Consider the following 25,298-nt stretch of genomic DNA (forward strand, 5'->3'; position numbering starts at 1 on the left):
GCGGATGGTGACCGGGACGAATCGTGGATCCACCGATCGGGGGATATCCCCCCATTCGGCGCCCGATCGGCAAATACTGGATGGGCAACGACAGGGGGCGCCATGGGTACAGCGGCGTATATCGGGGGAATCGGCGGCTTTGCGGTGGCGCTCGGGGTCGGCGCCGCGGTGACGGCGGGCTGTGGCGTCGCGTCGGCCGACTCGGCGGAGTCCGGATCCTCGGCAACGCACTCGACGTCGGCCTCCCGCTCGGCAATCGGCCATGCGCAGCGAACCAAACCCAAAGTCGCCGCCGTGTCCCGGCCGTCAAAGACGCTGCCGGCCAACCCAACTCGGGTGGTCACGACACGCACGAGCGCGGCTGCCGTCGCCACGTCACCGGTCACCACCAAGGTCGGCTGGGTGACCGGACCCAACACCTCCACCCCGGGCAGATTCGGTGTCTACGGCACCGACGTCGGCATCATGTGGGACAACGGCATGGCCGGGGACAAGCGTCAGGTGCTGATGATCTTCGGCGACACCTTCAGCGGCCCCAACATGACGGGCAACTGGCGCTCCAACGTATTGCTGCGAACCGCTGACCCGATCAACCGTGTGTTCGCACCCGGTTCGACCACCGACCCGTTCGCCGGGTCGCCGCTGGCTTCGCCGGGCATGTCCAAACAGGTGATTGCCGGCAGCGCCCGCACTCTCGGCCCGTTCGGTTCCCAGGTGACGGTCATTCCGACCGCGGCCATCTCGGTGCCGTACGACAACCAGTACGGCGCGCGCCAGTACGTCAACTTCATGTCGGTGCGGTCCTGGGACTTCGGCGGCGCGTGGACCACCAACTACTCCGCGATCGCCTACTCCGACGACAACGGTCAGAACTGGACGGTGGCGCCGCAGACCGTCCGGGCCGCGAGCTGGCTGCGCTCGTCCACCCCATTCGTTTACGGAAATCAGAACTTTCAGCAGGGCGCCTTTGTGAAGCCACCCGCGGATTCGCCGGATGCGGGTTACGTGTTCTCCTATGGCACACCGTCGGGTCGGCTCGGATCGGCGTATCTGTCACGGGTCAGTGAGACCGACATCCTCGATCTGACGAAATACCAGTACTGGAACGGCACCGACTGGGTGACGGGCAAGCCCGGCGCCGCGGTGCCCATCCTGCCGACCACCCGAAGCAACCAGTACGCCGGCGGAATCCTGGGCCAGTTGGGCTTGTTCTTCGGCAGCTGGGTGGCCGGTGTCTTCGGAGTGGGCGGCCCCAGCGGGCATGTCAGCGAGCTGTCGGTGCAGTACAACACCTATCTGAACAAGTACGTGGCGATGTACTCGAGCAGCGTCGGCAGCGTGATCATCCGCACCGCCGACACACCGCAGGGCACCTGGTCGGCGCCGACCACGCTGGTGACCTCGGTGCAGTATCCGGGGCTCTACGCCCCGATGATGGACCCGTGGTCCACCGGCCAGGACATCTACTGGAACATGTCGGTCTGGGGAAGCTACAACGTGCTGCTGATGAAGACGACGCTGGGCGGCGCCGAGGCTCAGGCCTGAGCGGCCGGCGCGAAGAATTCCAGCGTGATGCCGTCGGGATCGCGGAAGCTCAGCCCGGAACCGTAGTCCGCGTCCACGATTCCGCCGTGGCTGATGCCCAGCTCGTCGAGACGGGCTTGCCAGCGCTCGAGGTCGGCGCGCTCCGCGCAACCGAAACCGATGTGATCCAGGCCGACGTTGTGCTCGCTGAACGGCTGATCCGACGGCGCGGTGGTGTGTTGGTGCACCCCGAACAGGGTTCCGTTGTCCAGCAGAAACACCGAATGATGGAAGCCGGCATCGGTGTCCTCGTCGAGCACCGGATCCGAGCCGATGAGAGCTCGGTACCAGGGCACGCTCACTGATAGGTCACGCACCGTGACCGCGACGTGGGCAAGAGCGGGAAACGACATGGGACAACCTTTCTGGTGGTGGGTCTAACAACACGTATGACGGGGATGGTCCGACAAATGTTCATGCGGACCCGGATCGGTGCCGCTGACCGCGCCGACGAACGCGCCCAGATCGATACGCTCGCCGCTCAACCAGGTGCCGCTCACGGTGGCCTTGTCCGCCAGTTCGGCGGGATCCACCGCGTAGGGGTCGGCGGCCAGCTCGACGAAATCGGCGAGCTTACCCACCTCGAGTGAGCCGATCAGATTGTCGCGGTGCAGCGTCCGGGCGGCGTTGATGGTGTGCGCCCGCAGGGCGTGGTCGAGGCTGATGCATTGCTCGGCGCCGTGAACGCTGCCGGCCCGGGTGCGCCGGGTCACCGCGGTCTGGATATTGAGCACCGGGGTCGGCGGCGATACCGACCCGTCGTTGTGCAGCGAGACCACCGCACCCGAGGCCACCGCGTCGGCGAAAGCTCCCCACCGGCTGCCGTGCTCGTAGTCGAAGATCTGCCCGTCCAGCAGATCGCCCCAGTAGTAGTACTGGAACGGCGCCATCGAGACGTGCACGCCGAGCCGTGCTGCCCGGTCGAACTGTTCGCGGGTGCCCGCCCCGAGATGCTCCAGACGCCAACGATGGTCGCTACCTACGAGATTGTGGCGATTCAGGGCGCCCTCATAGGCGTCCAGTGCCAAGTCGATGGCGAGATCGCCGTTGGCGTGGAAGGCCATCTGCCAGCCGGTGGGAGCAGCGACATCCAGGACGGTGTCGAGCTGTTCGAGGGTGTAGTTCATCGACTGCGGCCCACCGGCCACCGCCGGGTCGATGCCGGCGGTTCTGGTCGCTTCGGTGCTCAGATAGGGAAAGGAGATCGCGATGTTGCCGATCCAGGGCGAGCCGTCGGTCCACAGTTTGACGCCTTGCTTGACGAGTAATTGCTCAGCGACGCTGAAGGTTTCGGCATTGTTGTAGGTGTCGGTGGTCGACATCTCCCACATGCTCACCCGAAGCGGGCAGGACGGTGTTGCGGCCAGCGCTTCGTAGGCGCCCTTGAACTTCGGGTCGTAGGTCATGTCGGAGGTCGAGGTGTACCCGCCGCGTGACATCCAGGCGTAGTACTCGGCCGCACTGACCAGCGGGTTGCCCAGCTGGGCCAGGATCGGCCCGGCGACGGCGAGCAGCACCGCGGTCTCGAACCCTTGACCGTTGAGGCTGCCGTCGGGATTTCGGCCGAAGTGGGCGCCGACCGGATCGGCAGGCGCAGTGACATCCCAGCCGCGCTCCTTCATCACCGCGGTGTTGAAATACACGCCGTGGCCGGAATTGTCGGTGACCACCGCGAGCCGCTCGCCGAAGATCCGGTCGAGTTCGGCGACCTTCGGGGAGGGACGCTTGTGTAGCAATGCGTCGAAGCCCGCGAACAACAGCGGGGTGGCCGGATCTGTGGTGGCGACCGCATCGGCGAAGATCGCCTCGACATCCTGCCAGGTTGGTGCGTCCCATGGTGCAATCGAGCGGGCCGGAGGCTGGGTGGCGACACCGCTCATCACCGGATGGCTATGCGGTTCAACGAATCCCGGCAACAGGGCGGCCGCACCGGTGTCGATCACCTCGGCGTCCGGGCATCGCGCCTGGCACTGCGCCAATGATCCGACCGCCACGATCACCCCGTCGGACACGGCGACGGCCTCGGCCCGCGGCTGGTCGGGATCCATCGTGATGACCGTTGCGGCGGTGAGGATTTTGCTGGACATGTGACCCCTTGGTGGTATCAGACGATCCGCTGTCCCCGGCGCGCCCTGGCTCGCATGTCCCAGAGGTAGAGCTGGTACCCGAAAATCCAGGCCTGGTGCGGGATCAACCGGTCGGCGAGCCGCAGCGCGGCGAGCAGCCACTCGAAGCGGCGCTGCTGTCCGGCGCTCCAGGGCAGCCGCATCATCGTCCGGAATTCGGACGGCAGGAAACCGACGGTGGCGAACAGATTGAACCGGCCGAGTGTCTCCCGGATCGGGAAGGGCATGAATGCCATTCCGGCAACGCCTTTCAGATGCTCGCGGACCGGCGGGTCGATCGACAAATCGTCCAGCGACCGCTTCCAGTACTCGTCGAAGGCGGCGCGGTCGGCAGGCCACATGCCCTCGCGTACCTGCAGCGTGGTGCCGAGCCGGCTGGCGTCGGCATACACCGCGTCGGCGGCGGCGTCGTCGAGCGGGCCGTAGAGGAACTCGTGCTGGTCGACGTAGTAGCGGTACAGGCAGGCCGCCACCCACAACTGAAGCTTCGGGTCGAAGGCGCGGTAGGACACCGGGCTCGACGCGGTGGAACGGACCTTGGCGTGCGCGGTATCCACTGCCGCGCGGATCAGCGCTCGGTCGGCGTCGGTGCCGATGGTCGCGGCGGCGAGATAGGTGCCCGTGGTGCGGGCCCGCTTGATCGGATGCTTGTAGACGTTGCCGCTGTCCACCGGGCTCTCCAGCACTCCGTAACCGACGCCGGGGTGGGCCAGTTGCATGATGACGTTGGCGGCGGGCGCCAGCACCGCGGCCGGGTTGAGCAAGTCCGAGACCCGCGTCGGGGGTCGCGTCATCGCGGCCTCATGAGGGCAGTACATCACGTGTGAGAGAGTGCCGGGGTGTTTGCGCGCAGACGGTACCGCGGTGTCGGCATCCTGACCGCCCAGCTCGCGGATCTGGCTTTCGGCGACCCCGTCCGCGGCCATCCGGTGGCGGGGTTCGGTTGGTGTGCAGCCGCACTCGAGAAGCTGACCTACCGCGACAGCCGGGCAGCGGGGGCGGTGCACACCGGTGTGCTGCTGGGCGGGCTGGCCGTGGCCGGCACGCTGCTGCAGCGCGGTACCCGCGGCCCGGTGCTGGCGGCCGTGACCGCCGCCGCCACCTGGGCGTCACTCGGCGGAACGACGCTGGGCCGCACCGGCGAGAAACTGGCCGACCTGCTCGCCGCCGGCGACATCGACGGTGCCCGGGCGCTGCTGCCGTCGCTGTGCGGACGCGACCCGTCGGCACTCGACACCGACGGACTGGCCCGGGCGGCTCTGGAGTCGGTGGCCGAGAACACCTCCGACGCGCACGTCGCGCCGCTGCTCTGGGCCGCGGCCGGGGGAGTGCCGGGTGTGCTGGTGTATCGGGGAGTCAACACACTGGATGCGATGATCGGGCATCGCTCGCCGCGGTATGCCCGATTCGGTTGGGCGGCAGCACGTCTGGATGACATCGCGAACTTCGGGGCCGCGCGGGTGGCCGGCGTGCTGGTGGTGGTGTGCGCACCACTGGTCGGCGGTTCGCCGGCCGGGGCGGTGCGGGCGTGGCGCCGCGACGCGGCCCGGCACCCCAGCCCGAACGCAGGTGTGGTCGAAGCGACATTCGCCGGAGCGCTGGGTGTGCGCCTCGGCGGCCCCACCCAATATCACCACCAGCTGGAGATCCGCCCGACCCTCGGCGAGGGGAGTGTCCCGGGCATCGAGGACCTACGCCGCTCGGTGCGCCTGTCGCGGGTGGTTCAGCTCGCCGCCGCGGTGCTCGCGGTCGGGTTCACTGCCGTCGGCCGTAACGGTCGGCGAGCTTGTCCTCGACGGTGACCGGTGCCGACGGGTTCTGTGCGGCAGAGGCCTTCTCCCGGCGGCGGGCTTTGATCTCCGAATAGGCGAAGTAGCCCAACCCGATCGGGGCGACGATGCCGAATGCGATCCACTGGATGCCGTACGACAGGAACGGCCCGGCATCCAGGTGCGGCAGTTCGGCGATGCCGAGCCCACCCGGCTGGTTCTCCACCAACTGCAGATAGGAGCCCGCCACCGGCACCCCGGTGGTCGCGCCGGCCAGCTTGGTGTCGATCGCGTAGAGCTGGGTGAAGCCGCCTTCTGTGAACGGCGGCTTGTCCGGCGGCGCGGTCTCCGAATCGCGCAGCCGCGCCGTGATGCTCACCGTGCCGGTCGGCACCGGCGCGATGTCGGGCACTTTCGAGCCCTGCACGGCGAGCACATAGCCCCGGTCCACCAGAACCGTCGGACCGCCGTCGACGATGAACGGCACCAGCACCTCGAACGCCGGCGCGCCACCGACCACCCGCAACCGGGCCAGCACCTCGGCGGACGGCACGTAGCGCCCGGTCGCGGTGACCCGCCGCCACTGATCGTCGGGTGCCGACGAATCCTGATGCGGCAGAAACGTTGTCACCGGAACCGGCTCAGCGTTGAGCGAGGAGGCGATCTGATTGTTCTCCCGCGACGTCTTGGTGTTCTTACCCAGCTGCCACGGCGCCAGCACGGTGAAACAGAGGTAGGCGAACGCGACGACCACCAGCGCCAGGGCAATCCAGCCCGGGCGCAGCAGGAACGTCCAACGCTTCATCAGCCGGTCAGACCCTCTCCGGACAGCCGCTGGTCGACCCAGGCATGCAGACCCGGCAGGGCGGCGTCGATGACGGTGAACGTCTCCTCGAAATCCGCCGGGCCGCCGTAGTACGGGTCTTCGACGTCGTCGGCATGCGCACCCGAGCGGGGGTCGAACGAGCGCAGCAGCCGCACCCGGTCCGGCTCCACCCCGAGGTGGGTCAGCATCCGCAGGTGGTTGCGTCCCAGCGCGACCACGAGGTCGGCGGACAGATGATCGTCGCTCACCTGCGCCGCGCTGTGCTCGGTCGGATACCCGTGGTCGCGCAGGACGGCGTTGGCGCGTGCGTCCGCCGGATCACCGGCATGCCAGTCGCCGGTTCCGCCACTGGAAACCCGGACCAGCTGCCCCAGGCCACGCTGCTCGATCTGGTGGGCGAACATCTTCTCGGCCATCGGCGAGCGGCAGATGTTGCCCGAGCAGACGAACGTCACGTGGATGAGCGGGACCTGATCAGACACCGAGCACCTCGCGCAGCGCGGTCACGGTCGGAACATGGGCGGCCGCGGCCTGCGCCAGCTGCGGTTCGCGGAAGTCGTCGGCGCCATAGCCCCAGCCCACCACAACCGTGTCGATGCCGTGCTCGGCGGCACCCTCCACGTCGTGGGCGCGGTCGCCGACCATGATCACCCGCTCGGGCAACGGCTGGAGCTGACCCAGCGCATGGGCAAGCACGTCGGCCTTGCTGGAGCGGACCCCGTCGACACTGGCGCCGGCGATCACATCGAAGTAGCCGGCCAGCTCGAAGTGCTCGAGGATCCGCTGCGCGGTGGGCTCGGCCTTCGAGGTCGCGACCGCCAGGCGCACTCCGGCCGCCTGCAGGTCGGCCAGCAGCTGCGGAATGCCGTCGAACAGGCTGTTCATCGCCCAGCCCCGGCTGGTGTAGTCGGCCCGGTAGGCCGCGATCGCCTCGTCGGCGCGCTCGCCGAGGCCGAGTCCGCTCAGCGTCTGATGCATCGGGGGGCCGACGATCCGGCCGGTCAGATCGCCGCCGGGTGCATCGGCTCCAACCGCGGCCAGCGCATGCCGGAAGCTGGCCACGATGCCCTCTGCCGAGTCGGTGAGGGTGCCGTCGAGATCGAAGATCACCAACTGCGGGCGGGTGTCGGAAGCCGTGCTGGTCACCGGTCCATTGTTGCCGATCGCTGAGCACTACTGTTCTTGGCGTGGTGGAACACACGGCGGCGGGCGTCAAACTGGCGGAGATCATCGCCGTGCTCGACGACGCCTACCCGCCTGGTCTCGCACAGAGCTGGGACTCCGTCGGCCTGGTGTGCGGCGATCCCGACGACGTCGTCGACTCGGTGACGGTGGCTGTGGACGCCACCGCGGAGGTCGCCGCGACGGTCGGCTCGCGGGGTCTGTTGCTGGCGCACCATCCGTTGCTCCTGCGCGGAGTGGACACCGTGGCGGCCAGCACGCCCAAGGGCGGGTTGATCCACCGGCTCATCCGGGCCGGTGCCGCGCTGTTCACCGCGCACACCAACGCCGACTCGGCGAACCCGGGAGTGTCCGACGCGCTGGCCGAAGTCCTCGGGCTGACGGTCGACGGCGTGCTCGACCCGATCAGCGCGGGCTCCGACATCGACAAATGGGTGATCTTCGTCCCGACCGCCGACGCGACCGCCGTCCGCGACGCCGTGTTCGCCGCGGGTGCGGGCCACATCGGCGACTATTCGCACTGCAGCTGGAGCGTGGCAGGCGCCGGGCAGTTCCTGCCGCTCGACGGGGCGGCACCGGCGATCGGAACGATCGGATCCCTCGAGCGGGTGGACGAGGACCGCGTGGAGGTGGTGGCCCCGGCCCGGCTGCGGGCCCAGGTGCTGGCCGCTGTTCGCGCGTCCCACCCGTACGAGGAACCGGCGTTCGACGTGCTACCCCTGGCCGCTCTGCCGACCGGGGTGGGCATCGGCCGGATCGGGACGCTGGCCGAGCCGCTGCGATTCGCCGATTTCGTCGCCCGCGTCGGCTCGGTACTGCCGCAGACGACGTGGGGGGTTCGGGCAGCGGGGGATCCGGACGCCGTGGTGAGCCGGGTGGCGGTGTGCGGTGGAGCCGGCGACTCACTGCTGAGCGCGGCCGCCGCCGCGGGCGTGGACGCCTACGTCACCGCCGACCTGCGCCACCATCCGGCCGACGAGCACCGCCGTGGCAGTGACGTTGCATTGGTCGATGTCGCGCACTGGGCCAGCGAGTATCCGTGGTGCCCACAGGCCGCCGCGGTACTGCACGACCATTTCGGGGCAGCGCTACCGGTCCGCGTCTGCGACCTGCGCACCGATCCGTGGAACATCGAATCACCGAAAGGCATTTCGTGAAAGCTGAACTGGCACAGCAACGGTCGCTTCTGGAGCTGGCCGAGCTGGATGCCGAGTTGGCGCGGCTGGCCCATCGGGCGGCCAACCTGGCCGAGCAACAGGAATACGACACGGCCCTGGGTGAGCAGCGGGCGTCCGCCGACCGGCTGGCCGCCCTGGCGATCGCGATCGAGGACATCGACGGCCAGGTGGCCCGATTCGAGTCCGAGATCGACGGTGTGCGCCAGCGTGAGGACCGGGACCGCAAACTGCTGGACTCCGGCACCGTCAACCCCAAGCAGCTCGAGGAATTGCAGCACGAACTCGAGACACTGGAGCGCAGACAGGCCAGCCTGGAGGACTCGCTGCTCGAAGTGATGGAACGCCGCGAGCAGCTGGCCGCTGAGCAAGCCGAGGAGCAGGCGAAAGCCGGAGCGCTGCAAGCCAATCTGACCACTGCCGGACACAACCGCGACGAAGCGCTGTCCGATGTCGAACGGGTGCGCGGCGATCGCGGAGCCCGGCGCGACGCGATCGTGGCCGGGCTCGACCCGGGCCTGATCGCGCTCTACGAGCGGCAGCGGACCACATCCGGTGTCGGCGCCGCACGGCTGCTGGGCCGGCGCTGCGGAGCCTGCCGCATCGAGCTGGATCGCGGTGAGCTGGCCAGGATTTCGGCGGCGCCGGAGGACGAGGTGATCCGCTGCCCCGAGTGTCAGGCGATCCTGCTGCGCATCGGCGGGGCGTAGCCGTGCGCGTTCTCATCGAGGCCGACGGCGGGTCCCGGGGCAACCCCGGCCCGGCGGGCTACGGCTGTGTCGTGTGGTCGGCCGATCATCAGAGCGTGCTGGCCGAGCACGGTCAGGCGATCGGCATCACCACCAACAACGTCGCCGAATACCGCGGGCTGATCGCAGGCTTGGAGGAGGCCCGCCGCCTCGGGGCCGACGAGGTTGCCGTGTCGATGGATTCGAAGCTCGTCGTGGAGCAGATGTCCGGACGGTGGAAGGTCAAGCACGCCGCGATGGCCGAGCTGCACCAGCAGGCGCGCGCACTGGCCTCGACGTTCGATTCGGTGACCTACCAATGGATTCCGCGCGAGGCGAACTCCTACGCCGACCGGCTGGCCAACGAGGCCATGGACCGCGGACAGCAGACAACCGTGGCCGACCCGCCGGCCGGTGCGGTCGCCGTACCGCCTGCGGCGTGGACCGGCAACCAGGGCGCGCCGACCCGCATGCTGCTGTTGCGGCACGGCCAGACCGAATTCTCCCGGCAGCGAAGGTATTCGGGCCGCGGCAACCCTGAACTCACCGACACCGGCCGACGCCAGGCCGAGGCCGCCGCGAACTACGTGGCCGGGGGCGGCGGCGTCGACGTGGTGATCAGCTCACCGTTGCAGCGCGCCTACGACACCGCGTCGGCCGCTGCCAAGGCGTTGGGCCTGCAGGTGACGGTCGACGATGAGCTGATCGAGACGGACTTCGGCGCCTGGGAAGGCCTGACGTTCGCCGAGGCCAGAGAGCGCGACCCGGAGCTGCACGGCCGTTGGCTGCGAGACACCGGTCTGCGCCCGCCGGACGGGGAGAGCTTCGTCGACGTCGAGGAGCGGATCCAGCGGGTCCGCACCCGCATCATCGCCGAGCATCCGGGCTCCACCGTGCTGGTGGTGTCGCACGTGACGCCGATCAAGACGCTGCTGCGGCTGGCGCTCGACGCCGGGCCGAGCATCCTGCACCGGTTGCACCTCGACCTCGCGTCGCTGAGCATCGCGGAGTTCTATCCCGACGGCGGCGCCTCGGTGCGGCTGGTGAACCAGACGTCGTATCTGGCCTGACCTAATCCCGCATGTGCACCCGTTCGCCGTGCGGGCCGAACAGGATGATCGCCTCCACCGGACCGTCGACGGCGCCGAACCAATGTGGTGTCCAGGTGCTGAACTCCACAGCCTCACCGGGTTCGATGACGAAATGCTGCTCGCCGAGGATCAGTTGCAGGCGCCCGGACAGCACGTAAAGCCATTCCTGCCCTTCATGAGTGGGCAAGTCGGCCGGCGGGGTGCGCCGACGCGGGTTGATCCGGATTTTGAAGGCCTGCGGGCCGCCCGCCCCGCTGTGGCGGGTCAGCGGCCAGTACGTGACCAGATGCCGGGTGTGCGACGCCGCCCGCACCCGGGGGTCGGTGGCCGGGGGTGCGCCGAGCAGCTCGTCGGCACTGACCGAGAGCGCCGCGGCCAGCCGGGGCAGGTGATCGAGGGCCAGCCGGCGCTTGCCGGATTCCAGCCGGCTCAGCGTGGAGACGTCGATACCGGCCCGGGATGCGACATCCTCCAGCGTCAGACCGAGCCGGCCACGTAACTCCCGCAGCCGCCTGCGCACTCGCAGATCGACGTCATCATTTGCCTGCATGGCAAAAGACATTGCCATTACGGGGACGGCACCGGCAAGCTGATGGGCATGACTGCTGATCACCACACTCACTGGGAGACGCGCTACGCGGAGAAGCCGCGGATCTGGAGTGGGCAGCCCAACGCGCGCCTTGCCGAAATCGTCGAGCCGCTGACCGGTTCGCGCGCACTGGATCTGGGCTGCGGCGAGGGTGGCGACGCGATGTGGCTGGCCGAGCACGGCTGGCACGTCGTCGCCGTCGACGTGTCCACCACCGCCCTGGCCCGTGCTGCGGAAGATGCGGCAGCACGAGGAGTGGCCGACCGCATCGACTTTCAGCAGCACGACCTGACCCAGACGCTGCCCGAGGGGCCCTTCGATCTGGTGTCGGCGCACTTCTTCCACACCACCCTGGAGATGGACCGGCCCGCGATTCTGCGCCGCGCGGCGACGACGGTGGCGCCCGGCGGAACGCTGCTGATCGTCGACCACGGGGGAGCACCGTCGTGGGCGCCGGAAGAGATCCAGCACCACGAATTCCCGGCTCCCGAAGAGGTGCTGGCCGGCCTGGCCCTCGACGACACCGAGTGGGAGAGGGTCCGGGTGGGGGCCGCCCAGCGCGACGTGGTCGGGCCCGAAGGCCAGCACGCCACCCTGGACGACAACATCATCCAGCTGCGCCGCAAATGAGCTACCGTGTTCAGGCGAACGAGTTGGCCGGGCGGCCGCGACGCAAGTCGAGGAAAGTCCGGACTTCATAGAGCAGGGTGATTGCTAACGGCAATCCGAGGTGACTCGCGGGACAGTGCCACAGAAAACAGACCGCCGCCCACGCCTGTTATTTGGGCTGGGGCGGTAAGGGTGAAACGGTGCGGTAAGAGCGCACCAGCATTCCGGGTGACCGGGATGGCTTGGTAAACCCCACCCGAAGCAAGGCCAAGAGGCCGCACCTGGTGCGGCTGCGCAGGCGATCGAGGGCTGCTCGCCCGAGCCTGCGGGTAGGCCGCTCGAGGTACCCGGTGACGGTGTGCCCAGATGGATGGTCGCCACCGTCCTGCCCCGGTCAGCCGGGGCGGACGGGACAGAATCCGGCTTACAGGCCAACTCGTTCGCTCACGCCGGTTGGCCGGTAAGTCGAATCTGAGCTTTGACTGCAGCTTTCAGCTCAGCCGAAGCATTCTCGATTCGGGGGCGCACGATCTTGTCGTAAATCAGTTCTGCCGCGTGCCAGGCGATGCTCTGTACCGTCTTCTTGGTGCGGCCGCCATCGAGTTCCGCAATTTCATCGGCCAAGGTTTTGTCCAAGTTCTTGAATATGGGAAGGATAGGGATGAAGCCGATCGCGTCGCCCATGAGGTCGTAGACTTCGTCGTAGATCTGATGCTTGCTTTTGCTCGCAATTGCGTTCAAGAGCTGACCGATATCGATGCCCAGGCTCACCGCGGCAAGCCCGTCGCCGATCAACGGGATCCAGCCGAAGTACGTATTGAACCTCTCCCAGGTCTTCTCCCAGATCGAGTCGTCCTTGCCATGCAGGTATTCCCATTCGTTCGTGGAATACGTAGTGACGGTGAGCGATCGGCTCAACCCGCTTCCGGCGAACTCGGCGTCGATGGCTTTCGCCGTATAGGTGTAGGTGACATCGGAGTCCAAGTTTTGGTCGGTGTAGGACTCACCGCTGTTTTGCAGTTGGGCGATCAGTTGGCCGTCGCGGTAGATCCAATAGCTGACGACTCGGCTGTCGGTTGCACCTGCCGACACCGTGAGCACAACAGACTGATCCGTGACCTCGGACCTCGTGAGCTTCGGTACGGGCAGCGGCTTTTCTTCGCCTCCTCCGCCGTTGCCGCCACCGCCGCCCGTGCTGCCCGTCGTGGTCACCAGAATGGCCACGCTCTCGTCGCTGTAGTTACCTGCGGCGTCAAAAGCCTGGGCCGTGTAGGCGTATTCGGTTCCCGGCGTGAGGTCGGTATCGACGAAGCTCTGACCCGCCTTGATGGGCGCGACATTGATCTGTAGGCCATCGCGGTAGATGTCATAGCCGTCAACCCCGACGTTGTCCGTGCTACCGGAGACGGACAGGGTGGCAGTCGTCGTCGTAATGGTGCCGGCGGTGATCGTCGGCGCGGTCGGCGGTTCGGTGTCCTCGGCCGGGGTCTTCACCAGAAGAGCTGGGCTGTCCAGACTTTCGTGCCCCGCGGCATCGACTGCCCGAGCGGTGTAGACGTAGGTGGTATCGGGTTCGACTGCCGTATCGACGAACGTCGTCCCGGTCGCTACGGCCGTTCCGTTCGCTTTGACGATGGTGGTGAAGATACCGCCGTGACCGTCGTCATAGGAGGAGACGCGGTAATAGTTGTATCCCACGACCGCGACGTCGTCGGTGCTTCCCGACGGTTTCAGCGTCACGCTGAAAGGGGTGAGCTTCGAGGTGGCGATGGTTGGGGCTTTCGGCGCCGTGATGTCGCCACCGGGGAAGACGGGCACGATATTTTTCGGCAGGATGACGACCGAGTACGAACTCTGCCAGCTGGGATCCGTCGTCGCCGGCATCGCAAGAGTGAAGCCGCCATTGCCATCAGGGGCGAGCGCGATGATGGGTGCGGGGTGGACGATCGCGTCGCCGATGGTGAGTTGTTTCCCGCCGGTGATGGCCGAAGGGTCCGTAGGCGATGTCGCCACCAGCCACGCGGTGTAGTTGGACGCGGAGTAGGTCAGGTGCAGCTCTATAGCCCGGTTTTTCAGCTGGGATTGGACGAACGGGTTCTGGGAGTACGGCGTCGAGTAGGTGTACGTCGTCTGAGTCACTAAAGAGTCGTCTGTGTAGGCGTCGTCGAAGCTGCCCAGATACGTATTTTTCAGCGTCCATGACGTGTCGTCCAGCGTCGCCGGAACTCCGTTCTGAGTCGGACCCGCCGTCGGAAACGACATGTAACCGCCGTACTTCGCAACCTCAATTCCCAGCTGACTCCAGGTGCTGATCGGGACCGTGGTCGTAGCCGCTGCCGGGGCGATCGTCGCAGCGGATTGGCCGTCATCAGTTGGGCGGCGAGCGACTCCCAGCATCACCCACAGAGATTGCAGTTGAGCTGGGGCGCCGGGACCTGGAGGTAGCAGGGGAACCACGGCGTTGAGCCCGGTAACACGTGCCACCGCTTGGGCGGCCTTCGGGTTCGTTGATACCGACGGTGACTGTGGGACAACGGGATCCGTTTCAGCAGAGTTGGGAAGCTTTGCGATGACGGGCTGCGGTCCGTTGGTTGTGGCCGGTGCGATGGCGGGCGTGGCGGCCGGTTGCGGCTCCGCAGTCGGCGCAGGTTCGGGCTTCGGCCGGGCCGCCGTCACGACGCCGACGCCGCTCGACTTCTTGGGGCTCTTGTTCGCCTTTCCCAAGCCTCCAGGGGGCGTACGACGTTTGGAATCGGCTTGAGCACCGTGCCGCTGTCCCGCCGCGGTGGATGAATCAGACGAGTCAGCCCTCGAAGGGCCGTTGTCGGCCCATGCCGGAGTCGCGAGCGCGGTCCCCACTCCGAGCATGACAGCGAGTGCGCCGACGCGGCCGACGTAGCGTGAATAGAGCATGATCCCCCGAAAATGCGTTGCTGTGGTCCGGTCGGTGTGTTGATTCTCGAGATTCAGCAAAATGTAAATCGACTGATAGTAAGCACAGGAAGCTCACAGCTGCCGGTTTTATGGTCCAGCACGTCAAATTTGTTTGCGTTCGTCAGAAAGATGCGACGTTCGCAACATAACTACATGTAGAGGGTGCATGGTCGGTCGTGCTCGTCGCCGGCGGCAGTTTCCGCACCCGGCCGCCGAGAAGTGCAGGATGCTCTCGTCGGCAGGCGCCTCAGGGGTCGGATCGCGGTACCCCTACGGCACCAAGCAATCGATGACAGGTGTCGGTAATTCTTCGCTGCACAGTCGGGCTCAGTGGCCAACTCGCTCGGCCCGGGCACCCTTCAACGGCGCTAGTGCGATTTCTTGAACGTCTTCCGTAGTGCGCTCAGCGCATCGTCGAGCTGTTCGCGGCAGCGGTTCGCGAGGTCGTCCTCCTGCTGATAGAGCAGGCCGTAGGTGAAGGTGTCCTCGCCCGCGGCGTGCGCTGCCAGCGACTGCTGGGCCAGATGCGTGCGGCTGACCACACTGTCCTGGTGATCGCCGAGCAGAGTCTGGATGGTCTTGGCCCGGTCCGACACCTTGGGCTCGCCGGTGGCCGCGGCGACGTACCGGAGTCGCTTGGCGCCCTTGCGAATTCGGTGCAGTGCCTCGTCGCGGTCCTCGGTGGCCTGCGCGGCGTTCTTGGCCGCCTTGTTCACCCGCTTGTACGCCGAGTCGATGCTGACCGGTTTGGGCTCCTCACCCGGTGCCGCCTGTGGCGGTTGCGCGGCCACCAGTGCCTCCAGCGCGTCGAGCAGCCGGAAGTACCGAGTCGAGCGCATCGCGCTCAGCGAGCGCCGCAGGCCGGCCTGATAGCTGCGCTGAGCCCCGGACACCAGACGTTCGTACACCGGGCCGCGGACCAAGTCGGCCGGCAGGGCGGCCAGCGCGGCCTCGTACCGTTCGGCGAGCACCTCGGCGTCGCGGGCGACACCCAGCACACCGGCCAGCTGGCGCAACTCGTCGAGGATCCAGGCGTCATCGCTCAACCCGAAGGAGTCCTCGGACGCTTGCAACAAGCTGCGGATCTTGCGGGAGATCACCCGCATCTGATGGACCGAGTCGTAGGTGTCGGCGCGCACCGCGCGGTCCCACACCAGCAGCTCGCCGACCTGCTCGGCGACCGCCTGGTGCACCGGATCGCGGGACGCGTCGTCCTCGTCGGACACCTCCGCTGCCGTACCCGCCGTCTCCAGCACCTTCGCCAGTTTCGATCCGTGGCCCGCCGGCACCGCCCCGGCGTCGAGCAGCCGATTGCCCAGCCGCTTCAGTAGGTCGCGCCCGCCGTCCATCTCACCGTCGGTCAGCTCCAGCTCCCACTCATGCCAGCGCTGTTCCTCCCCGGCCTCGCCGCCGGCCCCGAGCGCCCACGCGCTCACCTCGTCGTCGCAGAACTCGGCGAGCGCCGCGCCGTCCCCGTCGTAGAGCAGCACCACGTTGCGCGTCGTCGAGATCCGGGCCACCGGGGCCAGCGGGCGGTCCCGTACCACCGCGAGCACGACGTCGAGCAGATCGATGGGCACCGACTCGCCGCCCTCGGGGGAGCTGTCCAGCGGCGCGTGCACCTCGGTTCGCGCGTCAGGCCCGGCGGGCAGCTTCAGGTGCCAGCCCGCATCGGGGCCGCCGGTACGGCGGCGCAGCGTGATCCGATGGGCATTGAGGTCGCGCCCCGGGGTGTCGAAGTACACGGCGTCGAGCGACTGCGCGGGTTGGCGCTCCACGCGCGCCACCGCCGAGAGCCCGTCGAACGACGGCAGCGTCGCCCCCGCGGGGACGTCGAACTTGCGCTCCACCTCGACATGGCGATTCTTGCCTGCAGTACCCGAACCCATGCCGCCTAGGGTGTCACACCCAGGTGAACAGGGGGCCGTCGTCACGAGCTGAACGCGACCTGTGAGCTCGCTGGCACTTCCGGCGTTGCAGGTGTCTGTTGGGTAATATTCGACCGTCATCGTGACCGCACGATCCTCAGGAGGTGATCACCGATGCTTGGTGAACCTCCGAGTAGTCATCGTCGCTGACTGCGGGCGCTGAGCGCCCCGCCGTCCACTTCCTTCATCTTCTTTTCCTGACGTCGTCGCACGCCCATCGTTGGCCGTTGCGCGGCCGTTCGTGTCGGTAGGAGTGTGTGAAATGTCCGATGTACTAGGCGCTTTGGGCGGGGCGGGCAATGGGCTGCGCAGGCGGGGGGCCGTTCGCGCCCAACGATTGTCGACCCGCCGTGGTGTCCAACAGGCGGTGGTGTCGGTGGCCGGGCTGGTGGGCGCACCGGTGTCCAATCAGGCCGGCCAACTCCTCGGCCGGGTGGTCGACCTGATCGCCCACATGCATCCCGAGGATCACTATCCGCCGGTGACCGGATTGCTGGTGCGGGTGGGCTCGCGGCGCAGTTTTCTGCCGGCGGACGCCATCGGCGAGATCACCCCGCGCGCAGTGCGGTTGCGAACGGCGCGAATGGATCTGCGCGATTTCGCCCGGCGCCCCGGTGAGGTGCTGCTGGCCGAGGACGTGATGGACCACCAGCTCATCGATCTGGAAGGGCGCCAGGTGCTCCGCGCGGCCGACCTCTATCTCGCGCGGATGGGTGACGAGTTCCGGCTCGTCGGGCTGGATGTCAGTTTCGCCACCCTGCTCCGCCGTCTCGGGCCGCGGGTCTGGCGCGGCAGGCCGACGCCGGAACGGGTCATCGACTGGGCGGCGGTGGCGCCATTCGGGGAGGTGACCGCGTCGCCGGCGGCGGTGCATCTGCGCACCACCGACGAGCAACTGCGCCGGCTGGCGCCGGCCGATCTGGCGGATCTGCTCGAAGATCTGGCCCGGCCGGCACGCCAGCAGCTCCTGGACCGCCTCGGTCCCGACGCCGCCGCCGACGCGCTCGAGGAGATGGAACCCGACGAGTTGGAAGCGCTCCTGCGGGAGGCTCCCCGTGAGCGGGCCGCTGTCCTGGTCGCCGCCATGGAGCCCGACGAGGCCGTCGACGCGCTGCGCGACCTGTCCACCGGCGAGCGCGAAGAACTGCTGCGCCGGATGCCGCAGCAGTCGGCTCAGGAGTTGTCCGCGCTGCTGACCTACCCGGAGGACACCGCGGGCGGATTCATGACGAGCGTCCTGGCGCGCGCGTCGATCACCAACACCATCGGCGAGGTGGAACGGATCGTCGCCGGGCACCGCGAGCACCGGGCGGAAATCGACGGCGTCCTCATCTACGACGAGGACGGCTTCCTGGTCGCCGACCTGCCGCTGTTCGATCTGATCGCCTATCCGGACGACGACACGATCGCCCAGGTGCTCGATGCGGAGGGCCACCCGCCGCCGTTGACGGTGTCCTCCGACGCGAACGTCGGTGAGGTTGCAGCGCAATTGGTGAAGACCAGGCGGGCATCGTTGTTGGTGGTCGACTCCGAAGGCCTGCCGATCGGACGGATTCTCGCCGACGATGTGCTCGACGCGCTGCTGCCCGAACGGGGCCGGTTCCACTTCCCGAGGTTGCTGTCATGACCGCCGAAGACACCCGCCCGGCGGTCACGCCGCCGACGCCGGCCGAAGTGGGCTGGCGACACCGCGCGGCCAGCGTCATCACGCGGGTGCCCGGAGGTGCCCGAGTGCTGGGGTATCTGGCGATCGCGGGTCCCGGCCTCATCGCGGCCAACGCCGGCAACGATGCCGCCGGGATTGCCACCTATTCCAGCGCCGGTTCGCAATTCGTCTATCGCACACTCTTTTTCATGGTCCTGGTGACGGTGGCCTTGGTCCTGGTGCAGGAGATGTCGGTGCGGCTGGGCACCTTCACCGGCAAGGGGATCGCGGCGCTGATCCGCGAACAGTTCTCGCTGCGGCTGACCGCGCTCGCCTTGTTGTGCATCCTGCTGGCCAACACCGGACTGGTGGTCAGCGAGTTCGCCGGTATCGGTGCGGCGTTCGAACTGGTGGGTGTGAGCCGGTATTGGGTGGTACCTCTTGCCGCGGTGCTCATCTGGGGTCTGGTGCTGTTCGGCTCCTACCGTTACGCCGAGCGGATCTTCCTGGTCCTGTCGCTGGCGTTCTTCGCCTACCCGGTGGCGGCCATCCTGGGGCATCCGGACTGGAAAGACGTGGCGACCAACCTCGTCGTCCCGCACTTCGAAATGTCCAGTGAATTCCTGCTTCTGGGGGTCGCCCTGATCGGCACCACGGTGTCGCCCTACATGCAGTTCTATGCCGCCGCCGAGGTGGTGGATCGCGGTGTGGGTCCGGACAACTTCCGCACCGCGCGGATCGACGCGGTGGTGGGAGCGGTGTTCGCCTGCATCATCTCGATCACCATCATCATCGCCACCGGCGCCGCCATCGGCGAACGCGGACCGCTGGATTCGGCTCAGGAAGCCGCCGAGGCGCTGCGGCCGGTCGCCGGCAACAGTGCGGTCGCGCTGTTCGCCGTCGGCCTGCTCGGCGCGAGTGCGTTGGCCGGGGCGGTGGTTCCGCTGTCCAGCAGCTATGCGATCAGCGAAGCCGTCGGTGTGGAACGTTCGGTATCACGGCGCTTCACCGAGGCGCCACTGTTCCTGGGACTGTTCACCTTTCAGATCGTGCTGGGTGCCGCGATCGCGCTGACCCCGGTGAACCTGATCAGCCTGCTCATCGGGACTCAGGTTCTGCAGGGAATCATCACGCCCGTCATCCTGGTGTACATCCTGGTGCTGACGAATCGGCGTTCGGTGCTCGGCGACGCGGTCAACCGGCCGGTGTTCCGGGTCGTCGCCACCGTCGCGGTGGTCGCGTCAGCGCGATGTCGCTGTTGCTGCTCGGCTGGACGGTGCTGGGCTGGTTCGGTGTGACCTAACTGGCCAGCTGACCGGCGAACTCGCCGGCCTGATCCCAGGCCCGGCGTTCGGCGGTGAAAGCCTCGGCCTGCTGGGCCCGGAACTCGGCGATGCCGTCGGCGTTGAGGGTCAGGAAGCGCTGATAGTCCGGCATCGAGAAGGTGCCATCGACGATGTCGACGGCACCGCGGCCCGCGGCCATGTCGGCGCGCAGGTCCAGCAGTTCCTCGGCGCTGACCGGATAGAAGCTGATCCGGTCGAAATAGCGCAGCAGCCAGGGTGTTCCGGGCTCGAACGAGCGCGAGTCCTCCGGATGACGGTGGTTCCACACCTGGGTGGTGCGGCCGACGAACTGGTAGCCGCCCGGGCCCTCCATGCCGTAGATGCACAGATAGGCCCCACCGATCCCGACGGCGTTCTCCGGTGTCCAGGTGCGCGCCGGGTTGTACTTGGTGGTCACCAGCCGGTGCCGGGGATCCAGCGGGGTGGCCACCGGTGCGCCGAGGTAGACGTCGCCGAGGCCCAGCACCAGATACTGGGCGTCGTAGACGGTGTCGTGTACCCGCTGTACATCGGCCAAACCGTTGATGCGCCGGATGAATTCGATGTTCCACGGGCACCACGGGGCGTCGGCGCGCACACCGTGCATGTAGCGCTGAATTGCCTCGTGGGTGGCGGGATCATCCCACGACAACGGCAGGCGTACGGTGCGGCTGGGTACCACGAGCTGATCGGTCGCGGGCAGTGCCTCCTCGGTGCGGGCCAGCAGGTCGACCAACTCCGACGCGCTGAGCACGGCCGGATCGAACTGAACCTGCAGCGATCGCACGCCCGGGGTCAGTTCGGTGACACCGGGAACCGCACTGGCCGAGAGTGATTCGTACAGAACGTGGACCCGGGCGCGCATCGCCAGGTCGAGCACCATGGGCCCGTATTCGACGAGCACACCGCCGTCGCCGTCACGCCGCACGGTGACGTCGGTGCCCTCGGCGCCGACGAATCGGGTCAGCACACCGTCATCGGCGTCGCTGGAGGTCGAGATCACCAGCGGCATCGACGCCCGCCGGTCGGCACCGATACTGCCCAGCGAGGGAGCTCGGTCGGCGCGCACCGGGACGAACCGCACGGTGTCGCCGGGTGCCATCTGTCCGAGTTTCCAGCGGTCGCCGCGCACGACGGTGACCGGGCAGACGAACCCGCCGAGGCTGGGGCCGTCCGGGCCGAGCAGGATCGGGGTGTCGCCGGTGAAATCCAAAGTTCCGACACAGTAGGCATTGTCGTGGATGTTCGACGGGTGCAGACCGGCTTCGCCACCGTCGGTGCGGGCCCACTGCGGCTTCGGGCCCACGAGGCGGACACCGGTGCGATCGGAGTTGAAGTGCACCGTGTAGTCCGTGCCGACGATCGTCGCCATGTCGGCGCGGGTGAAGAATTCCGGCGCACCGTGCGGACCTTCGGTGACCGCGAGTTGCCAGCGGTGACCGATCGCGGGCTGCTCGTCGATGGCGGCACGGGCCGGCCGAGCCGTCGCAGGTCCGGGATCGTGACCGATGGTCAGTCTGTCGCCGGTGCGCAGTGGGCGACCTTCGTGGCCGCCGAAGCATCCCAGCGTGAATGTTGCTGTGCTACCGAGGTATTCGGCTTCACGCACGCCGCCGGCGATCAGCACGTAACAGCGCATGCCCGGACCGTCGACGACTCCGATGTCCAGCACCCCGCCCGGCGGTACCGGTACCGACTGCCACTGCGGCACCGGCTCGCCGTCGAGGGTGACCGGGGCGGCCGCCCCCGCGACGCACACCCGGGCACCGTCGGGGAAGCGCAGTGCGGGACCGGCTTTCGTGCATTCGAGGCCGGCGGCGCCCTCGGGGTTGCCGAGCACCCGGTTGCCGACGCGGAACGACAGATCGTCCATCGGCCCCGACGGCGGCACGCCGACATGCCAGTAGCCGACGCGGCCGGGCCAATCCTGGACGGTGGTCAGCAGACCCGGCCGCTGCACTTCGAGGTTCGTCATGAGTCGGTGATCACCATCCGCACCGGGGTGGGGTCGAATCCGTTGCAGGGGTTGTTGATCTGCGGGCAGTTCGACACCAGCACCAGCGTGTCGGTATCGGCACGCACGGTCAGCGACTTGCCCGGCGCCGACAGGCCGTCGACGATGCCCAATGTGCCGTCGGCCTCGACGGGCACATTCATGAAGAAGTTGACGTTGGAGACGATGTCTCGCTTGTCCATACCCCATTTGGCGGCTTCGGCGAGGAAGTTCTCGGCGCAGGCGTGCTGATGCACGGTGTGATGGCCGTACCGCAAGGTGTTGGACTCCTTGGAGCAGGCGCCGGCGATGGTGTCGTGGTTGCCCACCTCGTCGGCGACGATCGTCACCAACGGCCTGCCGTCGGCGGCCCGCAGCACCGAGCCGGTGGTCAGGAAGATGTTGCGCTGCGCGGCAATGGTGGCCTGCGCGCTGTACCGGCCGGCCGGGTCGACACGGTCACCGGTGACGGCGTAGAACAGGGTGTCCACCGCCTGGTTGCCGTGCAGATCGATGATCTGCAGGCACTGACCGGCCCGCAAGATGGCCGACCACGGCGCGCGTGCCGCGACGATTTCGTCGAGAATCATTGTGCTGCCGCCCAAGTGGTTTCGGTGTTGAACAGAGCTCGCAGGTATTCGGGATCGGTGTTCACCGGGGTGGTCAGCTCCTCGTCGGCACGCCAGGCCACGATGTCGAGAGCGGTCACCGCGGGTTGCGGGTCCAGCGGGTGGGCGGTGTTGACCACCGCGACGATGACGGGCAGATGGATCAGCAGTTCCACCGCCGTGCCGGGGCCGGCCGATCCGGTGAACGTCAGCGCGCCGGTGTCCTCGACGCGGACACCCTCGAACAGGGTCGCCGACGGTGCGACGTCGCGAATGTCCATCCCGTGCTTGATCGCGGCGAGCAGCATCTTCGGTTGGCCGGCGGCCGGCAACCCGCACAGCAGGTCGTGGTGGCCTGAGCTGTCGGCCACGACCGTCGCCAACACGCGACCCTGATCGGACAGCAGCGGATGGCGCAGCCCGAGGTAGGCCTGCCACGGGACCTTCATGGTGTCGGCGACGTTGAGCCGCTCCCAGGAGGCGTCCGCTCGGAACAGCATCAGGTGCGCGCAGGCGCCGCCCTCGGGATCTGCCAGGCGCAGGCGGGTTCCGCGGCCGAGCACCCGGGTGGCGTAGGACTCCGCTGGCACGGACTCGGCCCAGCGCAGCCGGGTGCCGTCCACTCCGTCGGGCAGGACCGGCACCCGCATGCTGGCATCGCTCGCTTGGGAACGTGCATGCGAGCGGGCGCCGTCGGTCGACGCGGTTGTCATCGTGGCACTCCTGAGTCAGCCGATTACCTGTCAAGTGAAAGTTTTCTCACGTGCCGTTCCCGGGGAATGTCGACGGTGTAAAGACTGGGTTGACTGGATTTCGATCAAGTGACAGGTATTCGGCCGCCGACGGTGAATGCCAGAATGGCGTATGCGCAGCCAGGGCCACGACGGGCGCGGCCGGCCCCGGCTCGAACAGGCCCGCCGGCCCGGCAACACCGCCCGCGAGGAGATCCTGGACGCCGCCGCCGAACTGTTCACCACGATCGGATACGCGGGAACGTCGACCCGGCGGATCGCCGACGCGGTCGGTATCCGCCAGGCATCGCTATACCACCATTTCGCGACCAAGGACGACATCCTCGATGCCCTGCTGGCCGGAACGGTCGACGAGGCTCTGCGGCTGGCGAACGAGCTGCTGACCGGTCCCGGCCCGGCCAGCGACCGGCTGCGAGCCCTGGTGGTCGCGGACTGCTCGCAGCTGTGCGCCAGCCGCTGGAATCTGGGTGCGCTCTACCTGCTGCCGGAACTGCGTATCGAGCGGTTCGCGCAATTCCGGGCCAGCCGCGAGGAGTTGCGGCGCCGGTATCGAGCCCTCGCTGCGCAGGTGATCGCCGAGTGCGACGGGATCGCCGAAGCCGACGACCTTCCGTTCCGCCTTGTCGAATCGGTGATCAACCGGCGCTCCGACAACGAGGAGTGCACGCCCGAGACGCCCGCCGTGATCGCCGATGCGGCCCTGCGAATCCTCGGTTGCTAACGTTCCGGCCGTGAGCGACTACCAGACGTTGTCCTTCGATCAGGCCGGTCCCATCGCGCGGATCGTGCTGAACCGGCCCGAGGCCGCCAACGGCATGAACGACGTGATGACCGCCGAACTCGCGCAGGTCGCCGCCCGCTGCGACGTGCCCGAGATCAAGGCCGTCGTCCTCACCGGCGCCGGCCGGTTCTTCTGCGCCGGGGGAGACCTCAAGGCGATGGCGGCATCCCCGTTGGGTCCGGGCCGATTCGTCAAGGGCATCGCCGACGATCTGCACCGCGCGATCTCGACGCTGGCCCGGATGGATGCCGTGGTGATCACGGCGGTCAACGGGGTGGCCGCGGGTGCCGGGTTCAGCCTCGCGGTGGCGGGGGACCTGGTGCTGGCCGCCGACACCGCGTCGTTCACCATGGCCTACACCAAAGCCGGGCTCAGCCCCGACGGCAGCTCCTCCTTCTTCCTGCCGCGCATCATCGGCGTGCGCCGCACCCAGGAGCTCATGCTCACCAACCGGACGTTGAAGGCGGCCGAAGCCGCCGACTGGGGTCTGGTCACCGAGGTTGTCCCCGCTGATGATCTGGAGGCACGCGCTCAGGTGCTGGCCGAGGAGATCGCCTCTGCGGCAAAGGGTTCCGGTGCTGCGGTCAAGAAGCTGATGCTCACCACGTTCGGCAGTGGCCTCGAGGAGCAGATGGAACTGGAGGGCCGGCTGATCGCGGCGTGCGCTGACAGTGCCGATGGCCGCGAAGGTATCGACGCGTTCCTGAACAAGCGCGCGCCGGAGTTCGGCTAGAAGCTGTGCTCCTCGGCCGGGAATGCGCCGGTCGCCACCTCTTCGGCGTATTGCGTTGCCGCGCGGCGTAATTCGCCGCCGACATCGCCGAATCGCTTGACGAACTTGGCGGTCTTGCCGCTGGTGAGTCCGGCCATGTCCTGCCAGACCAGCACCTGCGCATCGCAGTTGGGCCCGGCGCCGATGCCGATGGTCGGGATCGTCAGCTTGCCGGTGATCTGGGTGGCCAGCTCGGCGGGCACCATCTCCATCACCACCGCGATGGCGCCGGCCTCCTGGACCGCGATCGCGTCGTGGATGGTCTGCTCGGCGGCGTCACCGCGGCCCTGCACGCGAAACCCGCCCAGGGAGTTGACGCTCTGCGGGGTGAACCCGATATGGGCGACCACCGGAATGCCTGCGGCGCTCAAGGTCGCGATCTGCTCGGCGACCCGCTCACCACCCTCGAGCTTCACCGCGTGGGCGCCGGTCTCCTTCATGAAGCGGGTGGCGGTGCGCAGGGCCTGGGTGGGCCCTTCCTCGTAGCTGCCGAACGGCAGATCCGCCACGACGAGCGCATGCTCCGCGCCGCGAACCACACCACGAACCAGGGGGATCAACTCGTCGACCGAGACGGCCACGGTGGTGTCGTAGCCGTAGACAACGTTGGCCGCGGAATCGCCGACCAGCAGCACGGGGATTCCGGCTTCGTCAAAGGCGCGGGCAGTGGAGTAGTCGTACACGGTGAGCATCGCCCACTTGTGACCTTCGGACTTCCACTTCAGCAGGTGGTGGGTGCGGACCTTCGTGCGCGAAACAGGCGACGAGGAAGCGCCGCCGTAGACAGCTTGTTCAGACATCTTTGTCCCTAGTGATCGTCTTTGCCGATCCTCGAGGCCCATCCGGGTCCCCGGGTTCGCTTGACGCCATCAAGTGTGCCA

General features: G+C 67.8%; 23 protein-coding genes and 1 other RNA gene. 11 read left to right on the forward strand and 13 right to left on the reverse strand.

The window, feature by feature from the left end:
- Positions 1 to 102: 102 nt before the first annotated feature.
- Positions 103 to 1,545: a glycoside hydrolase family 183 protein gene (locus tag D3H54_RS11425; protein ID WP_149379131.1), complete on the forward strand. Its 1,443-nt coding sequence runs from the start codon at positions 103 to 105 to the stop codon at positions 1,543 to 1,545.
- Here the strand turns inward: D3H54_RS11425 and D3H54_RS11430 are convergent.
- Genes D3H54_RS11430 through D3H54_RS11440 form a run of 3 tightly spaced genes read right to left on the reverse strand, consistent with a single transcriptional unit; the run spans position 1,536 to position 4,504 of the window.
- Positions 1,536 to 1,937 carry a VOC family protein gene (locus tag D3H54_RS11430; RefSeq protein ID WP_149379132.1) on the reverse strand — a complete coding sequence of 134 codons (402 nt, stop codon included), beginning with the start codon at positions 1,935 to 1,937 and terminating at the stop codon, positions 1,536 to 1,538. The genes D3H54_RS11425 and D3H54_RS11430 overlap by 10 nt on opposite strands.
- Positions 1,938 to 1,961: 24 nt before the next feature.
- Positions 1,962 to 3,671, reverse strand: a complete 1,710-nt coding sequence (locus D3H54_RS11435) for an amidohydrolase (protein WP_149379133.1) — start codon at positions 3,669 to 3,671, stop codon at positions 1,962 to 1,964.
- Positions 3,672 to 3,688: 17 nt separating this feature from the next.
- Positions 3,689 to 4,504 carry an oxygenase MpaB family protein gene (locus D3H54_RS11440; protein ID WP_149379134.1) on the reverse strand — a complete coding sequence of 272 codons (816 nt, stop codon included), beginning with the start codon at positions 4,502 to 4,504 and terminating at the stop codon, positions 3,689 to 3,691.
- A gap of 45 nt (positions 4,505 to 4,549) precedes the next feature.
- On the opposite strand from D3H54_RS11440, the gene D3H54_RS11445 reads away from it, so the two are divergent.
- A complete protein-coding gene (locus D3H54_RS11445; protein ID WP_149379135.1) occupies positions 4,550 to 5,512 on the forward strand; it encodes a cobalamin biosynthesis protein in 963 nt (320 codons plus the stop codon).
- Here D3H54_RS11445 and D3H54_RS11450 read toward each other — a convergent pair.
- Genes D3H54_RS11450 through D3H54_RS11460 form a run of 3 tightly spaced genes read right to left on the reverse strand, consistent with a single transcriptional unit; the run spans position 5,466 to position 7,451 of the window.
- Positions 5,466 to 6,284 carry an SURF1 family cytochrome oxidase biogenesis protein gene (locus tag D3H54_RS11450; protein ID WP_149379136.1) on the reverse strand — a complete coding sequence of 273 codons (819 nt, stop codon included), beginning with the start codon at positions 6,282 to 6,284 and terminating at the stop codon, positions 5,466 to 5,468. The genes D3H54_RS11445 and D3H54_RS11450 overlap by 47 nt on opposite strands.
- Positions 6,284 to 6,787 carry a low molecular weight protein-tyrosine-phosphatase gene (locus D3H54_RS11455; RefSeq protein WP_149379137.1) on the reverse strand — a complete coding sequence of 168 codons (504 nt, stop codon included), beginning with the start codon at positions 6,785 to 6,787 and terminating at the stop codon, positions 6,284 to 6,286. Before D3H54_RS11455 ends, D3H54_RS11450 begins: the two co-directional genes overlap by 1 nt.
- On the reverse strand, positions 6,780 to 7,451 hold the full coding sequence (locus tag D3H54_RS11460) for an HAD-IA family hydrolase (protein WP_210419674.1): 672 nt from the start codon (positions 7,449 to 7,451) through the stop codon (positions 6,780 to 6,782). The genes D3H54_RS11455 and D3H54_RS11460 overlap by 8 nt, the downstream gene beginning before the upstream one ends.
- A gap of 44 nt (positions 7,452 to 7,495) precedes the next feature.
- Between D3H54_RS11460 and D3H54_RS11465 the strand changes: the two genes are divergently transcribed.
- From D3H54_RS11465 to D3H54_RS11475, 3 genes are read left to right on the forward strand one after another with little or no spacing between them, the layout of a single operon-like run.
- Positions 7,496 to 8,644 carry a Nif3-like dinuclear metal center hexameric protein gene (locus D3H54_RS11465; protein WP_149383479.1) on the forward strand — a complete coding sequence of 383 codons (1,149 nt, stop codon included), beginning with the start codon at positions 7,496 to 7,498 and terminating at the stop codon, positions 8,642 to 8,644.
- A complete protein-coding gene (locus D3H54_RS11470; protein WP_149379138.1) occupies positions 8,641 to 9,372 on the forward strand; it encodes a zinc ribbon domain-containing protein in 732 nt (243 codons plus the stop codon). The genes D3H54_RS11465 and D3H54_RS11470 overlap by 4 nt, the downstream gene beginning before the upstream one ends.
- Positions 9,373 to 9,374: 2 nt before the next feature.
- Positions 9,375 to 10,460, forward strand: a complete 1,086-nt coding sequence (locus D3H54_RS11475) for a bifunctional RNase H/acid phosphatase (RefSeq protein ID WP_149379139.1) — start codon at positions 9,375 to 9,377, stop codon at positions 10,458 to 10,460.
- 1 nt (position 10,461) lies between these two features.
- Here the strand turns inward: D3H54_RS11475 and D3H54_RS11480 are convergent, their stop codons facing one another.
- Positions 10,462 to 11,031, reverse strand: a complete 570-nt coding sequence (locus D3H54_RS11480) for a helix-turn-helix domain-containing protein (protein ID WP_149379140.1) — start codon at positions 11,029 to 11,031, stop codon at positions 10,462 to 10,464.
- Positions 11,032 to 11,079: 48 nt separating this feature from the next.
- Here D3H54_RS11480 and D3H54_RS11485 point away from each other — a divergent pair, with 48 nt between their 5' ends.
- A complete protein-coding gene (locus D3H54_RS11485; RefSeq protein WP_149379141.1) occupies positions 11,080 to 11,700 on the forward strand; it encodes an SAM-dependent methyltransferase in 621 nt (206 codons plus the stop codon).
- 19 nt (positions 11,701 to 11,719) lie between these two features.
- Positions 11,720 to 12,122, forward strand: an RNA gene (gene rnpB, locus D3H54_RS11490) — RNase P RNA component class A.
- A 1-nt stretch (position 12,123) separates the two neighbouring features.
- Here rnpB and D3H54_RS11495 read toward each other — a convergent pair.
- Positions 12,124 to 14,403, reverse strand: coding sequence for a fibronectin type III domain-containing protein (locus D3H54_RS11495; RefSeq protein ID WP_149379142.1), 2,280 nt, complete (start codon positions 14,401 to 14,403; stop codon positions 12,124 to 12,126).
- A 578-nt stretch (positions 14,404 to 14,981) separates the two neighbouring features.
- Positions 14,982 to 16,502 carry a CYTH and CHAD domain-containing protein gene (locus D3H54_RS11500; protein WP_149379143.1) on the reverse strand — a complete coding sequence of 507 codons (1,521 nt, stop codon included), beginning with the start codon at positions 16,500 to 16,502 and terminating at the stop codon, positions 14,982 to 14,984.
- A 301-nt stretch (positions 16,503 to 16,803) separates the two neighbouring features.
- Between D3H54_RS11500 and D3H54_RS11505 the strand changes: the two genes are divergently transcribed.
- Together D3H54_RS11505 and D3H54_RS11510 are read left to right on the forward strand one after the other, a co-directional pair.
- Positions 16,804 to 18,168, forward strand: coding sequence for a magnesium transporter MgtE N-terminal domain-containing protein (locus D3H54_RS11505; protein ID WP_149379144.1), 1,365 nt, complete (start codon positions 16,804 to 16,806; stop codon positions 18,166 to 18,168).
- Positions 18,165 to 19,484, forward strand: coding sequence for an NRAMP family divalent metal transporter (locus D3H54_RS11510; RefSeq protein WP_210419675.1), 1,320 nt, complete (start codon positions 18,165 to 18,167; stop codon positions 19,482 to 19,484). The genes D3H54_RS11505 and D3H54_RS11510 overlap by 4 nt, the downstream gene beginning before the upstream one ends.
- 1 nt (position 19,485) lies before the next feature.
- Here the strand turns inward: D3H54_RS11510 and D3H54_RS11515 are convergent, their stop codons facing one another.
- The 3 genes from D3H54_RS11515 to D3H54_RS11525 are packed head-to-tail and all read right to left on the reverse strand — an operon-like array spanning position 19,486 to position 22,825.
- Positions 19,486 to 21,486: a 5-oxoprolinase/urea amidolyase family protein gene (locus D3H54_RS11515; RefSeq protein ID WP_149379145.1), complete on the reverse strand. Its 2,001-nt coding sequence runs from the start codon at positions 21,484 to 21,486 to the stop codon at positions 19,486 to 19,488.
- Positions 21,483 to 22,094: an urea amidolyase associated protein UAAP2 gene (locus tag D3H54_RS11520; protein ID WP_149379146.1), complete on the reverse strand. Its 612-nt coding sequence runs from the start codon at positions 22,092 to 22,094 to the stop codon at positions 21,483 to 21,485. The genes D3H54_RS11515 and D3H54_RS11520 overlap by 4 nt, the downstream gene beginning before the upstream one ends.
- Positions 22,091 to 22,825, reverse strand: coding sequence for a DUF1989 domain-containing protein (locus D3H54_RS11525; RefSeq protein ID WP_149379147.1), 735 nt, complete (start codon positions 22,823 to 22,825; stop codon positions 22,091 to 22,093). The genes D3H54_RS11520 and D3H54_RS11525 overlap by 4 nt, the downstream gene beginning before the upstream one ends.
- Before the next feature lie 136 nt (positions 22,826 to 22,961).
- Between D3H54_RS11525 and D3H54_RS11530 the strand changes: the two genes are divergently transcribed.
- Both D3H54_RS11530 and D3H54_RS11535 read left to right on the forward strand, forming a co-directional pair.
- Complete coding sequence (locus D3H54_RS11530) at positions 22,962 to 23,585, forward strand: TetR/AcrR family transcriptional regulator (protein ID WP_286199212.1); 624 nt, start codon at positions 22,962 to 22,964, stop codon at positions 23,583 to 23,585.
- 10 nt (positions 23,586 to 23,595) lie between these two features.
- On the forward strand, positions 23,596 to 24,378 hold the full coding sequence (locus tag D3H54_RS11535) for an enoyl-CoA hydratase/isomerase family protein (RefSeq protein WP_149379149.1): 783 nt from the start codon (positions 23,596 to 23,598) through the stop codon (positions 24,376 to 24,378).
- Here D3H54_RS11535 and panB read toward each other — a convergent pair.
- Positions 24,375 to 25,217, reverse strand: a complete 843-nt coding sequence (panB, locus tag D3H54_RS11540; protein WP_149379150.1) for a 3-methyl-2-oxobutanoate hydroxymethyltransferase — start codon at positions 25,215 to 25,217, stop codon at positions 24,375 to 24,377. The two genes, D3H54_RS11535 and panB, sit on opposite strands and share 4 nt — an antisense overlap.
- Positions 25,218 to 25,298: the final 81 nt, after the last annotated feature.

Origin of the sequence: Mycobacterium sp. ELW1, from assembly GCF_008329905.1 — a bacterium.
GTDB lineage: Bacteria > Actinomycetota > Actinomycetes > Mycobacteriales > Mycobacteriaceae > Mycobacterium.

Excerpts from the sequence above, each read along its gene's own strand:
- D3H54_RS11520 (WP_149379146.1), bottom strand. The coding sequence starts at position 22,094 with ATGATTCTCGACGAAATCGTCGCGGCACGCGCGCCGTGGTCGGCCATC.
- D3H54_RS11530 (WP_286199212.1), top strand. The coding sequence starts at position 22,962 with ATGCCAGAATGGCGTATGCGCAGCCAGGGCCACGACGGGCGCGGCCGG.
- D3H54_RS11505 (WP_149379144.1), top strand. The coding sequence starts at position 16,804 with ATGTCCGATGTACTAGGCGCTTTGGGCGGGGCGGGCAATGGGCTGCGC.
- panB (WP_149379150.1), bottom strand. The coding sequence starts at position 25,217 with ATGTCTGAACAAGCTGTCTACGGCGGCGCTTCCTCGTCGCCTGTTTCG.
- D3H54_RS11485 (WP_149379141.1), top strand. The coding sequence starts at position 11,080 with ATGACTGCTGATCACCACACTCACTGGGAGACGCGCTACGCGGAGAAG.
- D3H54_RS11525 (WP_149379147.1), bottom strand. The coding sequence starts at position 22,825 with ATGACAACCGCGTCGACCGACGGCGCCCGCTCGCATGCACGTTCCCAA.
- D3H54_RS11515 (WP_149379145.1), bottom strand. The coding sequence starts at position 21,486 with ATGACGAACCTCGAAGTGCAGCGGCCGGGTCTGCTGACCACCGTCCAG.
- D3H54_RS11480 (WP_149379140.1), bottom strand. The coding sequence starts at position 11,031 with ATGCAGGCAAATGATGACGTCGATCTGCGAGTGCGCAGGCGGCTGCGG.
- D3H54_RS11440 (WP_149379134.1), bottom strand. The coding sequence starts at position 4,504 with ATGACGCGACCCCCGACGCGGGTCTCGGACTTGCTCAACCCGGCCGCG.
- D3H54_RS11510 (WP_210419675.1), top strand. The coding sequence starts at position 18,165 with ATGACCGCCGAAGACACCCGCCCGGCGGTCACGCCGCCGACGCCGGCC.
- D3H54_RS11430 (WP_149379132.1), bottom strand. The coding sequence starts at position 1,937 with ATGTCGTTTCCCGCTCTTGCCCACGTCGCGGTCACGGTGCGTGACCTA.
- D3H54_RS11450 (WP_149379136.1), bottom strand. The coding sequence starts at position 6,284 with ATGAAGCGTTGGACGTTCCTGCTGCGCCCGGGCTGGATTGCCCTGGCG.
- D3H54_RS11500 (WP_149379143.1), bottom strand. The coding sequence starts at position 16,502 with ATGGGTTCGGGTACTGCAGGCAAGAATCGCCATGTCGAGGTGGAGCGC.
- D3H54_RS11425 (WP_149379131.1), top strand. The coding sequence starts at position 103 with ATGGGTACAGCGGCGTATATCGGGGGAATCGGCGGCTTTGCGGTGGCG.
- D3H54_RS11435 (WP_149379133.1), bottom strand. The coding sequence starts at position 3,671 with ATGTCCAGCAAAATCCTCACCGCCGCAACGGTCATCACGATGGATCCC.